Origin of the sequence: Leptothoe sp. LEGE 181152, from assembly GCF_032906605.1 — a bacterium.
Taxonomy (GTDB): Bacteria; Cyanobacteriota; Cyanobacteriia; order Phormidesmidales; family Phormidesmidaceae; genus Leptothoe; species Leptothoe turfae.
Genome location: NZ_JASATU010000024.1, coordinates 35811 through 52522, shown reverse-complemented (window position 1 = coordinate 52522; position 16712 = coordinate 35811). Strand labels below are relative to the sequence as shown.

The 16712-nt window shown below is 44.7% G+C and carries 13 protein-coding genes; 4 read left to right on the top strand and 9 right to left on the bottom strand.

All coding sequences use genetic code 11. The features are described 5' to 3' along the window. Positions 1–57: 57 nt before the first annotated feature. The 4 genes from psbA to hemF form a co-directional block, all read right to left on the bottom strand. Positions 58–1137: a photosystem II q(b) protein gene (psbA, locus tag QGP82_RS14320; protein ID WP_499059883.1), complete on the bottom strand. Its 1080-nt coding sequence runs from the start codon at positions 1135–1137 to the stop codon at positions 58–60. A 264-nt stretch (positions 1138–1401) separates the two neighbouring features. After that, a complete protein-coding gene (hemN, locus tag QGP82_RS14315; protein WP_163667148.1) occupies positions 1402–2826 on the bottom strand; it encodes an oxygen-independent coproporphyrinogen III oxidase in 1425 nt (474 codons plus the stop codon). A 98-nt stretch (positions 2827–2924) separates the two neighbouring features. After that, entirely contained in the window at positions 2925–3668 is a 744-nt protein-coding gene (locus tag QGP82_RS14310) for a biliverdin-producing heme oxygenase (protein WP_163667144.1), read from the bottom strand. Between the two features lie 191 nt (positions 3669–3859). After that, a complete protein-coding gene (gene hemF, locus QGP82_RS14305) occupies positions 3860–4912 on the bottom strand; it encodes an oxygen-dependent coproporphyrinogen oxidase (RefSeq protein WP_250565071.1) in 1053 nt (350 codons plus the stop codon). 288 nt (positions 4913–5200) lie between these two features. On the opposite strand from hemF, the gene acsF reads away from it, so the two are divergent. The 3 genes from acsF (at position 5201) to QGP82_RS14290 (ending at position 7875) form a co-directional block, all read left to right on the top strand. Then, positions 5201–6271, top strand: a complete 1071-nt coding sequence (acsF, locus tag QGP82_RS14300) for a magnesium-protoporphyrin IX monomethyl ester (oxidative) cyclase (RefSeq protein WP_163667141.1) — start codon at positions 5201–5203, stop codon at positions 6269–6271. Positions 6272–6294: 23 nt separating this feature from the next. After that, complete coding sequence (locus QGP82_RS14295) at positions 6295–7110, top strand: radical SAM protein (RefSeq protein WP_163696512.1); 816 nt, start codon at positions 6295–6297, stop codon at positions 7108–7110. Between the two features lie 186 nt (positions 7111–7296). Next, on the top strand, positions 7297–7875 hold the full coding sequence (locus QGP82_RS14290) for a TetR/AcrR family transcriptional regulator (protein WP_163667136.1): 579 nt from the start codon (positions 7297–7299) through the stop codon (positions 7873–7875). Positions 7876–7953: 78 nt separating this feature from the next. On the opposite strand, the gene devC is transcribed toward QGP82_RS14290, so the two are convergent. Then, complete coding sequence (gene devC, locus QGP82_RS14285) at positions 7954–9129, bottom strand: ABC transporter permease DevC (protein ID WP_499059790.1); 1176 nt, start codon at positions 9127–9129, stop codon at positions 7954–7956. 113 nt (positions 9130–9242) lie between these two features. Then, positions 9243–10586, bottom strand: a complete 1344-nt coding sequence (locus QGP82_RS14280) for an HlyD family secretion protein (protein WP_499059788.1) — start codon at positions 10584–10586, stop codon at positions 9243–9245. Positions 10587–10880: 294 nt separating this feature from the next. On the opposite strand from QGP82_RS14280, the gene QGP82_RS14275 reads away from it, so the two are divergent. Next, on the top strand, positions 10881–12236 hold the full coding sequence (locus QGP82_RS14275; RefSeq protein WP_499059786.1) for an ATP-binding cassette domain-containing protein: 1356 nt from the start codon (positions 10881–10883) through the stop codon (positions 12234–12236). 159 nt (positions 12237–12395) lie between these two features. Here the strand turns inward: QGP82_RS14275 and QGP82_RS14270 are convergent, their stop codons facing one another. The 3 genes from QGP82_RS14270 to QGP82_RS14260 all read right to left on the bottom strand — a co-directional run bounded on the left by QGP82_RS14270 (position 12396) and on the right by QGP82_RS14260 (position 16657). Continuing rightward, a complete protein-coding gene (locus QGP82_RS14270; protein ID WP_499059784.1) occupies positions 12396–13772 on the bottom strand; it encodes a fatty acid desaturase in 1377 nt (458 codons plus the stop codon). Between the two features lie 179 nt (positions 13773–13951). Continuing rightward, on the bottom strand, positions 13952–16285 hold the full coding sequence (locus QGP82_RS14265) for an alpha/beta fold hydrolase (protein ID WP_499059782.1): 2334 nt from the start codon (positions 16283–16285) through the stop codon (positions 13952–13954). Between the two features lie 96 nt (positions 16286–16381). Then, positions 16382–16657, bottom strand: a complete 276-nt coding sequence (locus QGP82_RS14260) for a FeoC-like transcriptional regulator (RefSeq protein ID WP_163667118.1) — start codon at positions 16655–16657, stop codon at positions 16382–16384. Positions 16658–16712 lie beyond the last annotated feature (55 nt).

The window sequence follows — 16712 nt, the reverse complement described above, 5'->3', positions numbered from 1 at the left end:
TTTGACGGTGTTTTACACCTAACGTCAGCCCGAAGATCAGCAATGCCCAACCCGGATTTATGCGGCGATAGCGGGTGCTGTCAGCGCAACGGGAGACGCTTCTCCAGATGCCAAATCCAGGGGAAAGTTGTGGGCATTACGCTCATGGATAACTTCAATGCCTAAATTGGCGCGATTCAGCACATCGGCCCAGGTATTCACCACGCGCCCTTCACTGTCTAGAATGGACTGGTTAAAGTTGAACCCATTGAGATTAAAGGCCATGGAGCAGATGCCCAGGGAGGCGAACCAAATCCCGACCACCGGCCAGGCGGCCAGTAGAAAGTGCAACGAGCGACTGTTATTAAACGAAGCATATTGAAAGATCAAGCGTCCAAAGTAGCCATGGGCGGCAACCAGGTTATAGGTTTCTTCCTCTTGACCAAAGCGATAGCCAGCATTTTGGGATTCAAGTTCGGTGGTTTCCCGCACTAACGACGAGGTGACCAAGGAGCCATGCATGGCTGAGAACAAGGCCCCCCCGAAGACACCGATGACCCCCAGCATATGGAAGGGATGCATGAGAATGTTGTGCTCGGCTGTAAACACAATCATAAAGTTGAAGGTGCCCGAGATGCCGAGCATCAAGCCATCTGAAAAACTGCCTTGGCCGATGGGGTAAATCAGTAGCACAGAAGTAGCCGCTGCCACCGGAGCCGAATAGGCCACGGCAATCCAGGGTCTCATGCCTAAGCGATAGCTCAGTTCCCACTGACGGCCCATATAGGCATAGGCAGCAATGAGAAAGTGAAAGATAATCATCTGGTATGGGCCACCGTTGTAAAGCCACTCATCTAGACTGGCGGCTTCCCAGATGGGATAAAAGTGGAGGCCAATGGCATTGGAGGAGGGCACCACGGTGGCGGTAATCATATTGTTGCCGTAGAGCAAGGAGCCGCTAATGGGCTCTCGAATCCCATCCATATCCACGGGGGGTGCCGCCACCATGGCCAGGACAAAAACAACCGTAGCGACCAGGGCTGTGGGAATCAAAAGGGTCCCGAACCAGCCAACATATAATCGATTTTCAGTGCTGGTGATCCATGCGCAAAAGCGTTCCCATGGACTAACGGATTGATACGGTCGAAGTGTATGCATCATGAATCCATTTGGTATGTAGCGAAACAAAATTAAAAGCGCTCATTGAGCTATATAAATATATAACTGAATGGTTATCTAATTGTCAATTTTTTTCTGACATTTTACGAGTTTTTTTTGTTGGCGTTATCCCTTAGAGGCTAAGTCAAGGGCCTGACTAGCCTCTAAGGGATAACATAAGCACAAAGCCCGATGAAGCGTGTGGATGGGGCGATGAGTGATGAGTAACGGACGGTAATCTAGCGGTGATTTAATGGCAAACGCCTAAACTGATTGAGAGAATTGACGAATTTTGCGATTTCTCAAATAGGTATCAAATACAGCGGCAATGTTTCTGATCAGTAAACGCCCCGCTGGTGCCACTTCAATGTGGTTAGGGGTGAGTCGTACCAGACCATCTGCGGCCAAGGTTTCTAAATCCCGACGTTCGCGGGCAAAATATGTATCAAAATCCTGCTCAAAATTGAGGTGGTATTTATCTTCAATCGCGGCTTTCGATAGCTCAAACTGACACATTAATTCCATGATGATAGCCCGCCGCAAAATGTCGTCCTTGCTAAGAACAACGCTGCGTTCAATGGGAAGGTGTTTGGCTGTGAGCTGATCCGTCGGCGATGGTGCGATCGCATCATAAAACCCCTTCAGCCGTTTATAATTCTGGGTATAGACATTTTGAAACATACTAATGGCAGTTATGCCAAAGGATAGAAGATCGGATTCAGGCTGAGTGGTATATCCCTGAAAGTTGCGATGTAGCTGACCAGTTTGTTGCGCCAGGGTCAATTCATCATCAGGTTTAGCAAAATGATCCATGCCAATAAACTGATACCCATGGTGAGTCAGCTGATCAATGGACATATGTAAGATATCGAGCTTTTCCGATGGGGATGGTAATGTAGCCGGATCAATGTGTTTTTGCTGCATTGGTAATAAATGCGGCAGATAGGCAAAGTTAAACACTGCAATCCGATCTGGGTCTAGCGCCAGGGTTTTAGTAATGGTATCGCTAAATGTGGTTAGGGACTGGTATGGAAGGCCATAGATCAAGTCAACATTCACACTATCAAAGGCCGCTTCTCGCATCCAATCCATCACCTGGAAAAGCATGTCTTCTGGCTGTAGACGATTAATCGCCACCTGCACCCGGGGGTCAAAATCTTGAATGCCAAAGCTAATGCGGTTAAAACCAATCTCTCGCAAGCCTAGTATATAGTCACGGCTAAGGGTGGCAGGATTCACCTCAATGGAAATCTCAGCATCTTGAGAAAAGGAAAACTGTTGGTGCAAAACTTGCCAAAGTCGATCCACCTGCTCAAGGGTTAGATAATTGGGAGTCCCACCACCCCAGTGAAGCTGGTTGACCACTCGTTGTGAATCGGTTAAGCTTGCAACCTGCTCAATATTACGAATGAGAGCGTCCAGATAAGGATTTGTCACCGCTGTATTTTGGGTGACAATTGTATTACATCCACAGAAATAACAGGCGCTCTGGCAAAAGGGAATATGACAGTAAAGGGAAAGCGGTGTTTGTTTGTAGTTCCCTGTGGCAAACGCTGCATCCACCACATGGGCATTGAATTGATCCGTTAACTCAGTCGCTGGAGGATAGCTGGTATAACGGGGTAAGGGCTGATTATACTTTTGAATTAAATCGGCATCAAATTCAACGGTTTGAAGCAAAGATTTCATGTCTATCTCAGATTGAAGAGCGAAAAAAACCCCCCGCAAAAGGGGGGACATGGAGGTTCATACAAGAGGAGATTTCTGAAGCTCAGCAGCTAGTCTGCTTATACCATTTCAGGAGACTGGTGATGGTGGCGATGTTCTGTACTGCCAGACTTATCTTGGCGAGTGACTAGATCAAAAACATGATCACCAATAGCCTCCTTCACCAACGGTTCCAGTTCATGCATAACATCTCGATTAATCTGAAAGGCTAAATTCGCTTCATCCACAATTTGCTGTGCCAGACTGGTTTCGATTGGTAGAGAATTGAGGTTGTTTCTATACTTTTCCTTGAAGGCTCGTCGAGATTCCACTGTGGGGATATCTAAAAATTCGTAGAAGGCTGTTCCCACACCATTTGGCAGATCCAGGGCGGAGCGAGTAATGGCCTTTAACCCTTGCCCACCAGAGAGATCACCCATATAGCGGACATAGGAATGGGCTATGAGCAACGCAGGATTCTGTTTAGCCACCTCACGAATGCGCTCTACATAACGAAGCCCTTCGGGAGATGCAGCAATTTCATCACGCCAATTATCACCATAGTAGAAGGCAAGGTCTTTTTCTAATTGAGGGACCCGCTCTAATAAGGGAAAATACATGGGACCCACCACAGAATGTTGAGCATGGCCACGCATTTCTTCTTCCAAGGCACTATAAACAAAGTACAGATTAGCCATCAATTTCCGAAAAGGTTCTTTTTCAAGAATCCCTTTGAGAAAACATTTCATAAACGCTGTATTTTCCGCCAGGGTATGGGATTGTTGGGTTCCTTCTCGAAGACAGGATGCTAAATTGTGATCCATTGTAAATACCTCAAATGATTAATATTGATCAAGCGGAGACAATCTTAAACAGAACGATTGGAAGAGAAAAGGCAAGGGATAGGCAACGTACTCAGGAGTTTGGAGCCTTCCTGAGTAAAAGTCTCTCTAGATGATTAGTGTAGTTGGAGATCCCCATTGTTATCCCTTGCTGAGCAGCTTTGACAATTAAATCAAGGCGTTGGCACCCAGTTCACCCAATCCTGGGGCTTGAGAAAGAGATTAGTCAGCTCAGCTTCTGGTGTATCGGCTTCGGCCTTATAGCCATACTGCCAGCGAGTCAGAGGCGGTAGCGACATCAAAATAGACTCAGTTCGACCATTGGTCTGTAAGCCAAATATAGTACCCCGATCATAAACCAGGTTAAATTCGACATAACGTCCCCGACGATAGAGCTGAAACTCGCGCTCGCGCTCACCATAGGGTTTATTCTGATTACGCTCTGCAATGGGTAGATAGGCTGGCAAAAATGCATTGCCACAACTTTGCACAAAGGCAAACCAATCTTCCCAGCTGAGGGTCACTGGACCTACCTGCTGGCTATAGGCGGCCGCATCTCCACTTAAATTAGGACCTGAGTAGAGATTGCCACGGTAATCCAGATAGTCAAAGAAGACACCGCCCACACCCCGCGATTCTTGACGATGCTTAAGATAGAAGTATTCATCGCACCAACGCTTAAAAGCAGGGTAGAACTTAGGATGATGAGCATCACAGGCCCGTTTTAAGGTGGAGTGAAATTGGATCACATCCTCAATCGTGGGATAGTAGGGGGTTAGATCCACACCGCCACCAAACCACCATACAGAGCCAGCTTCAAAATAACGGTAGTTGAGGTGCACTGTGGGCACGTAGGGATTACGCGGGTGCAACACCATGGAAGTACCTGTCGCATAAAATCCATTCCCTGCAGCTTCTGGGCGTTGACTTAAGATACCGGGGGGTAAGGTATCTCCCCACACTTCTGAAAAGTTTACGCCACCCTGCTCAAAAACTTGCCCATCCTGAATCACCCGGGTACGACCACCGCCACCGCCATCACGCTGCCAGTTATCTTCTTGAAATTTTGCTTTGCCGTCTAATTGCTCTAGGGCAGAACAAATATCATCCTGCAATGTTTGCACATATTGCTTGAAGCGCTGACGCCCATCGCTGGGTGGCAGAACTGGAACATCAGCGGCAGACGCAGTTGCCTTAGCTTTTGGTAGGTTGACTTGAAGACTCATGGATCAAATCTTTCTCAACGGGTTTAGCTTTAATCACCGTATAGCGATTAAGCAATTTAACCTTATGTTTGTTTTCAAAACTTTACTTTCTAAGGATAGTTTGGGTCTCTGGGACGATCACCAAACCATAGTTACCCGAGGGGAAAAAAATGATGCATCTAGGGTTAACGATGTTGCTAAAAGAATTCGAGAAAATAAAAAAATATGACGTCTATGTTATCTGTACTGAATCAGCCTATGCTTTTAATAGCTATAAAGCTATGAATGATATCTGAGGAAAAAAATTGTATGGTCAGCACTGCATCATCCCCTGAGAACATCGCCACAAGCCGAAAATCCCAGGTTGAGGAAAATTTACTGACCCCTCGTTTTTACACCACTGACTTTGAAAAAGCTGCCAATTTAGATCTTTCTAGCGGGGAGGAGGATCTGAAAGCCATGCTGTCAGAGATGAAGGCTGACTATAATCGCCATCACTTTGTGCGTGATGATGCCTTTAAGCAAGTCTGGGATCATATTCAAGGGGAAGAGCGGGAGGCCTTCATTGATTATTTAGAGCGCTCCTGTGTTTCAGAGTTTTCAGGGTTTCTGTTATTTAAAGAACTGTCGCGTAAGCTGAAGGGACGCAGTCCGATGCTGGCAGAGATCTTTGCGCTGATGGCCCGAGATGAGGCTCGCCATGCTGGTTTTCTGAATAAAGCCATGGCGGATTTTAATATCTCATTAGATCTCGGTAAGCTCACCAAGAAACGTAACTACACGTTTTTTCCAGTGGAGTGGATTATCTATGCTGTGTATCTATCGGAGAAAATTGGCTACTGGCGCTATATTTTGATCCATCGCCATTTAGAGCAGCATCCTGAAAATAACTTTTATCCGCTGTTTAACTACTTTGAGAGCTGGTGTCAGGATGAGAACCGCCATGGAGATATCTTTAAGGCATTGTTGCGATCTCAGCCCAGCATGTGGAACACCTGGAAATCTCGCCTCTGGAGTCGCTTCTTTTTGCTATCGGTTTTTGCTACCCACAGCCTCACCGTCCACGAGCGCACCAAGTTTTACGAATCCCTGGGTCTCAATGCCACCCAGTTTGATGTCGACGTCATCCGAGAAACCAACAACACCTCAGCCCGTGCTTTTCCCGTGATTCTCGATGTGGATCATCCCGAATTCTTTAAGCGCCTCGATCGATGTGCTGCCCGAAATCTAAAAATGAAGACCATTGCCGAGAGTTCAGCGCCTAAGGTATGGAAGTTCTTGCGAAAAGTTTCCCTGGTGGCAGGTACTGTAGGAGATTTATTGCGTCTATATATGCTCCGTACCATCGATACTGAAGCGATGAAAGGGACGATACGCTAGGGTAACAATGAAGGCAAAGCATCATGGCTTCCACATCGTTTAATCCCATTTATGGTCCAGTACCATCATGGCAGTTTGGTCAATCTTTAGGGATTGATCCTGTTGGACCCATTTCAACGTGTTCCTTTAATTGCATCTACTGTCATCTGGGCAATATTCAACACAAAACGAGCCAGCGTCAAATCTTTGTGAGTACCCCGCAAATTTATCGAGCCCTTACAGACTTGCTGCCCTTGGGGGCCATTGATGTTGTCACCCTCAACGGCAGTGGAGAGCCCACATTAGCGCTCAACCTGGGTGAAATTATCGCCTGTATTAAAGAACAGACAATGGTGCCGATTACGGTTCTAACCAATGGTAGTTTGCTGAGCGATCAGACTGTTTGTGCTGATCTACAGTTAGCCGATCACGTTGTTGTGAAGCTAGACGCCATATCCCAGCAGCAACTTCAGGGCATCAATCAGCCTGTTGCACGGCTTCGTCTGAAATCTATTTTTCAAAGCCTTTGCCAGTTCTCTAACAGCTATTCAGGCAAACTCACCCTCCAAACAACACTCTCGAATCTGTGGGACTCACAAAGTCAAGCTAAGTATATTCAGATGATCCAAGATATTTTGCCCGATACGATTCAACTGAACGTGCCCGCTCGACCTTGTTTAAAGAGACAGCAGCAAAATGCCAGGGAAAATCAACTGTCCATCACCACATTCAATGCAGAACCAACGCTCAAATGTATCAGTACAGAGTACTTAAGGGAGTTTGCAACTAAAATTGAAGCCTGTTTAGGCATCCCCACAAACTATCCAACCATTGATGTGGAAGAACTTAGATCTAACTAATACCCAATGGCAGAAATTTGGCAGCTATTGCATCCCCCCATCACCCCATATTGCTTGCCTTTTTGCAGATTTGAGTCACACGCTTTTAAGCGGTGCAGTTATCCAAGGAGCCAATTTATCCCAGACTAAATCGTTTACAATATACAGACCTGTCTACACGATCGGAACTAACTGGTTATAGCGCCTATGCCGCCTCGTACTAAACGCCCATCTGCTCGCGATCGCATCCTGACGGCTGCTTCTGAACTCTTCTACAAAGAAGGCGTTCAAAACGTCGGCATTGACCGCATCATTGCCGAGTCGGGTGTTGCCAAAATGTCCCTCTACAATAACTTCAAGTCCAAGGATGCCTTGATTGCAGCCTATCTTCAGCAGCAGGATGAAAGTTGGGGCAACTGGTTTACACGCCGGGTAGAAGAAATTACCACCGAGCCTCGCGAACGTCTGCTTGTTGTCTTTGATGTGTTGCAAGAATGGTTTGAAGCACCCAACTTTCGCGGCTGTGCCTTTATCAATTCTGCTGTCGAACTGGCCGATCCAGATCACCCTGGCTACCAGGTATCCCTCAGACATCAGCAAGTGATTAAAGATTATCTGCTCAGCCTGGTCAAAGCAACGCAGCATCCGAATCCAGAAATAATCACACAACAGCTGGTGATTTTGATCAATGGAGCAACCATTGTCGCGATGATGGAGCAATCTTCAGACGCTGCCCAACAGGCAAAACAAGCCGCAACTCTTCTAATAGAGACTGGGTATCCCTAAAGAGTCAGGATATTCGTGATGTCAAAAAAGATCGACCGCTGCTACCACATTGATGAGTGGAGTGATCATCAGCAACCCCTAGTTAAAAACGTCTACAGGATTTGCTTCTTTCAATTTATTTGTTGCAATAATTCCAGAAACTGTACAAATAAAGAAAATTACGAACAGGACAAAAGCTGCTATGTTGAAGCTCATTAGAAACTTCATCTTAGTAGCTGCAGATAACGCATCATAGACAAAACAAGAAGCAATAAAGCCAGGAATGTAACCCAAAATAGCGAAAACGAATACCTGCTCCAACACAATTTCCACCAAAAATCGTTGACTATAGCCAATCGCTTTTAATGTTGCATACTCCTTAGCGAACCTTGATATGTTTTGATAAAGAACTTGGTATAGTACTACAATTCCAATTAAAATCGAAAAAAGCATTGCGAAGAGAATAACTATGCCCATGGGCGAGCTAGTTTCTATAAACGCCTTGTCTTCCCTGATGAGTTCTTTTCGAGACATAATCTTCACATCGTCAGGCAGATAACTTTTTATTCGAGATATTAATTGAGGAACATCAACTCCGGGTTTGACATGAACTAAACCAGCAATAATTTCTCCTTGACCTAGGCCAAAGACTTTCAAGAAATTAGCTTCACTGGTGATTAAGTTACCATTGTAGAAGGTGCTTGCACCCATCTCAAATAAACCTACAAGATCAACTTTTTTTCTTTCAAAGCCAATACTTGTTATTTCAGTGCTGACTCTACCATTATTTTTTATTTCAGCAATTAATGAAGATAGTTCTGGACGCGACCTTCCATCCAGTAAGAAAAAATTATCATCTTTTATCTTGTCTAAATTTTCTGCCAACCCTGGCACATCCATCACATTGGGTTTGAGGGGAAAGGCAATGACTTGCATAGAAGACATGAACTTAGGTTGTTCTTCCAGCCTTTTTACGAAAATCATTGTGATATAGATAGGCGTTACCGATTCCACCTCTTCAAAGGCCAGAACTTGATTTAAGCGACGTTCCGAAAACGGTACGGCAACAGAAAAAGCTATAGAAGAGCTACTGATTAGAACAATATCACTTTGGAAACTAGCAGGAAGTTGAGTACTACTCTCTAAGAGACCTACACGGAATCCAACCTGCATGAACAGTAGAATTGCAGTAACAGCAACGCCCAGAATCGTAACAATTGTTTGGACCTTTTGGTGCAATAGTTGAGCCCAAGCGACCGAGAATGTCCGAAACATATTGAAACCTCAGAAATATGAGGGACAGGATGAAAATCTAACCTGCACAGTATGCCCTCATCAAACAGTAGCCTCTACTTACTCCTGCCCCAATATATTAGGAAAGAATTGTCTTATCCAGGGGTTTTAATTACCGTTTCAACTCTCAAATTGGTCATACCTGAAACTTTTTGACTATCTTCTGGATTAAGACGGATTTTGACTTCTACCACCCTAGCATCTACATCAAAAGCGGGGTTAGTACTAAATACTTCTTGCTTACCAATTTGTAAGCCAATTTCATCGACAGTCCCCTGCAATGTGTAGGGGATAGCATCGCTCGTAATAGCTGCTTTCTGTCCTATATGGACTCGACTAATATCTGTTTCATAGACCTCAGCGATCGCATACATTTGCTGAGTTTGACCTAGCTCTAAAATGCCTTGATTGGAAATAATTTCACCTGGCCGGGTGCTAATTTTCAAGACCTGACCTGCTCTGGGTGCCCTGACATAGGCAAGCTCAAGCTCTGCCTGAGCTTGCTCAACACCAACCATTGCATCTGCTAATTCAGCCTGGGCAAGGGCGATATCCACGTCACGAACTTCAGAACTCTGGTCGAGGGTAGCTTGAGTTTCCGCTTTCTGGTATCGCATGGTGTTAATTATTCTCTCAAGTTGTGCTTCTGCCTCTACTATTTGTTCTTGACCACTATTGATAATGCGGGTTAGTGTAGCTTCAGACTCAACTTCTTGCTTGTAAGCAATCTCTTTTTCTAAACACTTCAAGGCATGCTCAGACTCTGAAACTGCTCCTTGAGCATGTAAATGCTCAAACCGCGTACATTCGGCTTCAGCATTTATAAACTCTGCTGAAATCCGATCGTTAACTGCTTTTTGAGCTGCCATTTTTCCGGCTAAGTCTGCCTCTAATCGTTTAATGGTCGCTTGTTGGACAATAATTTGACCTTGCAGTTCAGCGTCTAAATTTTCCAGTTTAGCTGCCAATGCATTAATCTCTCCTTCTTTGGCTCCTGCTTCCACTTGCAAAAGCCTGGAGCGGGCTATGTTGACTCGGGCTTTAGCCTTCTTCAAAGCGGCTTTCAAGCGAGGTTCATTATCAAGAACTGCAACTATTTGACCCGCTTTAACGTGTTCTCCTTGAGACACTAGTAACTGATCAATCCGCGCTCCCTGAGGTGAAACAGCTCCTGATATATTGGTCACCTCATCTTCAGGTTTCAAAAAACCTAAGGCAGAGACTGACGCTGGTTCAGCATAGTCATTTAAAGCCCCCAAGGCAATCTGACTAGCCACCTTGTCCTCCCGGCCAATGCCACTAATCAAAAAAGCACCAAGGGCCGATGCCATCGTCATACTTAACAACGCAATCATCCAAAGCTTAGGGTGTTGAGTGAGTTGCTTTCGGTAAGGTTTTGTAAAATTATTGTTGAAAATATGTTCGATGAAAGTCCGCATAGTGAAAACTCCGCTTGAGCAGATTGATGCAACTAAAGTTGCTTACACGTTGAAGCCGAGGTCCGAACGCTGCTGATCACGCACTTATGGGGCGAGTTGTCATGTCCATTGGCTTGAGAATGAGTTATTTTGTCAGCCTTAATAGAGTTCCCTAAGGCTGGCAGGTAAACCATTAGAGCCCAAAATAAAAGCGCCCCATTGACTCTTTCAGTAATCTCCACTACCTTCGGCAAGTTGTATGAGTAGATTTAATTTTGCGTAGGCATTTACCACAATTCTGAAGTACTAAAAGCAATGGCATTAGAATCCACCATTGTCGCCAATCAGCTAAGCCATTATTACGGTGCAGGACGTCTTCGCCGACAAATATTATTTGATATATACCTTGAGATTCAGGCGGGGGAGATTGTCATTATGACAGGACCTTCTGGGTCTGGTAAAACGACATTACTCACCTTAATGGGCGGATTACGAACTGTTCAGGAAGGCAGTTTGCAAGTCTTAGGGCAGGAAATGAGAGGGGTCAGTCATGGTCGTTTAGAGAAAATTCGTCGCCAAATTGGCTTCATTTTTCAGGACCATAATCTATTAAGCTCTCTAAACGCCATCAAAAATGTCGAAATGGCGGCAGCACTATATCCAATTTCAGCCAAGAGATCCAAAGCCCAAGCAAAAGCTGCGCTAGAGGCAGTGGGTTTAGGAAAACACCTATACTCACGCCCCGAGCAACTATCAGGAGGACAAAAGCAACGGGTTGCCATTGCTCGTGCATTGGTTAATAAACCTCAAGTCATTTTAGCCGATGAACCCACAGCCTCTCTCGATGGACACACAGGGCGTGAAGTTGTAGAACTGATGCAACAATTGGCAAAGCAGCAAGGTTGCACAATTATTTTAGTGACGCATGATAACCGTATTTTAGATATTGCTGATCGTATTATTAGTTTGGAAGATGGACGTTTGTCTATTTCTAAAGGTGAGTTTTTGCTTGGTTTAAGCAACCTGACGTCATTTATTTTAGAAACAGATGTTAATGCGATTAATAACCTAATCTCTCCTCTATCTGCATCTCAATTCTCTGATTTTCTAAATAAACTCAATCACGAATTAGAACAAGTCGTGAGTTCAATGAATCTGCTTAGAGATCAATCCTTTAACTCTAAGCTTCAAATTACTTTCCAGGCGATTTCATTAAAAATTGCTCAATTGCTTCAAGCTGAACAAGTCACCTTTTTTGTAGTTGATCATAGTCGCAAAATTTTGTGGTCAAAAAATGCGCGCGGCAAAGATGATCAGTTAATCAGTATTGAAATCCCTATAGATTCTGGCATTGCAGGATATGTGGCCACAACGGGGGAAATTTTGAATATTGAGGATCCCTACAATGATGCAAGATTTAATCCTCAAGTTGATCGTGATACGGGTTGTCTCACCCGAAATATCCTCTGTTTACCTATAGTAAATGACAAAAATGAGGTTTTTGCAGTAGTTCAAGCCTTAAATAAGATAGGCGATTCATCGTTTGATCATAACGATGAAGAACATTTCTTTGAGTTAACTCAGTCCCTCGGGTTTACGGTGAAATCTAGTATTTTATATACTCAAAAAATGTATCATTCAATGACTTCATCTAACCATACATCCAGATGAAACGAGGGAAAAAATATTATTTCACGCAGAGGTGGGACTCAAGGGAAAAAATATTCTTACCATCAGGCAAACTCTATCGTGCTCGATATTTTTATCCTGTGCTGAGGTGCGTGAGTTGTGATGGTCCCCTAAGCTGGAGCAGCTCCACATTTTACTCTTTTAGGGAAGCCCCATTTTTGTGATATGCCTTTGAAATGAGCGATGAACCTCAAAAAATGTTGTTGAAATGTATGGAATATCATATTTGTCGCATACACCTTTAACGATTGGGCTTATCTTTTTCAGTAAGCTTGGCTTAAAACTCGGAAATAAATGATGTTCTATGTGGTAATTAAAGTAGCCATAATGAAATTCGATAAAGGATAGTATCCAGTTAGTTGGATGCCAATTACCAGATGTTCTGACTTGAGTTTCAGCCCATGAAAACTTCTTATGATAAAGATTTATATTTTCATTTACTGCTAAAACATTATGGGTTTCTTCGTGATCATTGTAGAGCAAGATAAAAGCAAAAAATGAGTAAGATATCGAATATATGGTTAATAGAATCAGCGCATTCCAAATACTACTGATGTATCCACAATAAGCAATAAGTGAAAGAAAGACTAATTTGGCAAAAATATGGGCGATCACCTCATATTTATAACGCACAAACTCTCTATTTTTAATGAGCCAAATAGTGCCCATGGGAAAAACACGAAAATGATAAAATAAAATCCCTATCCAAAAATAAATATATTGATATTTGTGGTACTTACCATGCTTTACATACTTATGAATACGTATGGGGGCGTATTGATTAGTTTGATAATCTATGGATGAATGGGGTTGATTATGGTGGGTTTGATGAGAAATTTGCCATTCTAAACATGAGTATCCGCCCAAATCCATCAGATACAAAGCGACGAAATTTAGTAACTTATTTCTCGTGAAGCCAAAATGCGCAACCATATGGGACATACCAGCTGACACACAAACCATATGGAATCCCAGTAATGTCGCTGACAAGATTGAGGAATTTATCCAGGTGAAATATGATAAAAGTACAAATATACTGGAATAGTATAGAAGATAGAAAATTCCCTCATGTGCAGAGTAATGAGTCGATTCATCATTCTCTATCAAGTATTCATGGACCTTGGCTTTTAGCTCCAACCAAAATTCATCATTGCATAGTTTCTGATAAACGATTCTATCTAAATATTTGTTGTCATTATCTTTGTATAAGTAATCTTGGGTGACGTCAAGTTTGCCTACTAGTTTTATGTCATTTTTCTGTAAAAAATGCTCATTCTCCATGAGGTTTTCTACATTCGTGCGAACATGTGCAGACGAAAAAAAACCGCTACAATCTGTCCCTAAATTCCCTCTAAAGGTGTCACCAAAAGGGTGTTTGGGGATGAAATCCGTAATGTCGTAAACAAGCCCATTAATAGCAATCCACGCATCTGAATAAGTGGAATGTTTTTTTAATTCCTCATAACTAATGCAAGTTTCTTTCGGCAGAAACTTGCATTCATGTTTATGATTAATCATCTTGGCAATAGTTCTTTCAGTAAAAGGAGTATGCCCTAGATGGAGTATGCCCTAAACAACACAAATTGATTGATCAGTCCAAAATTCATGTAAGCATATCTTAATGATTAATCAGATTATGGTGTCAAAGGGCATCCACAAGGGAGTGCCCCTACAGGATTGTTCACTTTTAATGACGTTTACTCTTCAACCTTGGGGGCAACGAGTTCTTGCCCTGATTGATAAAGCGTCAGACCGCTAACGGTTTCTGCTGTTGAAACATCGAACTGAATAAAAATATCGGCGATGCGGGCAAAGAACTGGGTCTCGGACGCAGGGTAAAGGGGAAAAGATTCTTGGCCTGTGGCCTGAGCGATCAGCTGTTCTTCTTCTACGCGAATGTCGAGCTGCATATTAGGTAACAGTTGGTAGGTACCGACATAGCGCTCATACACAGCGGGATCAACGGCAACCTCCTCAGGCTCTGTGGAAGCATCTGCCGTAACAGTGGCCACATCAACGGTTAAAGCTGTCAGCTGAGCCTCTACTTCTGTAGACATCTCCGGCTGATAGCGCCCACTCAGGTGCTCGGCGAAAAATCGTTCTAGGGCTGCCGTCATGGCTAGATTGTTAATCTCTTTCCGAAAACCATGGCCTTCATCGGGAGCTACCAGGTATTCGACAGGTCGGTCTAGATCTCGCAGGGCTACCACAATTTGATCGGACTCAGCCTGTTTAACGCGGGGATCGTTCGCGCCTTGAATCACCATCAGCGGTGACTGGATCTGATCAGCGGAAAATAAGGGTGACTGTGCTTCTAGCCGGTTGCGATCGCTCGGGTTATTGGGGTCACCCAAACGCAACGCAAAAGTAGCTTTTAGGGACGCCCAATAGGGGGGAATTGAGTTTAACAGGGTGATCAGGTTAGACGGCCCCACAATAGATGCACCGGCGGCATAAATATCAGGGGTAAAGGCTAATCCAGCCAGGGTGGCATACCCACCGTAGGAGCCCCCCACAATCCCCACCCGTTCTGGATCGGCAATCCCGGCCTCAATCAGGTACTGCACACCATCGGTGATATCGTGCTGCATCGCCCCTGTTCCCCACTCGTTATTCCCCGCATTGAGAAACTCTTTGCCATACCCCGTGGAACCGCGAAAATTAGGCTGTAGCACCCCATAGCCACGATTAGCCAGAAACTGAACAAAGGTGTTATATCCCCATGTGTCCCTGTCCCAAGGCCCTCCGTGGGGCAGCACCACCACCGGCAAGTTTATAGGTTCTACCCCCTGGGGCAGGGTTAAATAGGCGGGAATCTCCAGGCCATCGCGGGCGGTGTAGCGGATCGACTGCATGGTGGCCATGTGCTCCCTTGGTAGCTCTGGCCGAACATCGTATAGTTTTTCCAATGATTGAGCATTGCGATCAAACAGGTAGGTTGACCCTGGATTGACATCGCTGTGGGCTGTGATCAGAACCAACCGATCATCCTCGGTCGCAGACTGCAACGAAACATCCACATCGGGCAGCTGTTGCTGCAGAAATGCCAAATCAGTGGCCACCTGCTCGGTTTGCGGGTAGAGACGGGTGCGATCGCCAATGTAGTAAGTGGCAATCAGCTCATCCGTGGCCTCTGAAAACAGGGCCCCCCCCAGGTCTACCTGGTTTTCAGGATCGATTTCTATAACTTGGGTTTGTTGGTTTTCAAGATTCAGCAGTTCCAACTGGATCAAGTTTTGATCGCGGTTGCTCATCAGATACACCTGTTGTCCATCTGGGTGAAATCGCAACGGAATACAGGTTTCTTCAATACGACAGGTATAGACAGGGGTTAATCCATTGTCGTCCACCGCTAAAATCTCAGTTCCTCGATCCAGGGTCTGACGGTACCCCAAACGCACATTACCAGCTAAATCCGTTGTCCAAGAGCCAATATTGTCGTCGTTCTGGAGCAGTAACGTGCGCTCGCCTGTGGTTAAGTCCAAGCGATAGATATCATGGAACTGCGGATTGCGATCGTTAAGACCCACAATAATTTGATTAGGCGTTTGCTTAGGGACCGCATAAATTTGAGCCGCAATACCCTCAATGGGGGTTAAATTACGGGCTGTCGGAACAGTCTCATGCAACGAACCGGGTTCAACCGCATAAATGTGGAAATTCTCATTGCCCTCTTTATCTTGACCATAGAGAATGTAGCGGCCATCGGCACTCCAAAAGTAAACAATGATTGGGCTATCCGTATCCGCTGTCACCGGGCGAGCGGCCTCCATTGGCTCATCGATGCCCTTTACCCAAACATTGATCACCCCGTTTAAGGGCTTTTGAAACGCCAGAAACTGACCATCAGGAGATAGCTGTGCCCCTGTAATCTCTGGATTAGCAAAGAATAACTCTCGCTGAACTAACGGAGGTAAACCAGCTTGAGCTTCAGTGGCTGGTTGGGCAGTGGCTGACAACTGTAGGCTAGCCCCCCCCATAAAACCAACGGATATCACCATTAAACCTGCACCAAGCCAACGTTTTTGCATAACTGATAAATTCCTCTGGAGCTTCCTATGGTTCAAGCGTATCCAGGGTTTAATGTCACGACTATGGCGTCAGGTCATGGGGATAAATGACAATTGTCATGTTTTAGTACAGGTGTGCAAAGCAACAGAATCGGCTTTGCACTGAGGTCTGTCGGTATTGCCTATCCATTCATAAAGCTTGAGGCTATCTTGGGAACAGGCTGTGCAACCACAACATTTTATCGGCATCGGCAGTTCTTGAATACGTCCCTTGCGTCTCAGTTTTTGGAGCATTGGCTGGAGCGCATAACTATCCGTATGAAAGTGCAGCGCTAGATCCGCCATGGAGACTGTGTGTTTTTGAGCAATGTAAGTCTGGATATCCTTGAGCATTGTGAGGTTCGATTCATATGAGACGTAGCTTGTTTAAGACCACTAGAGGGAGCGA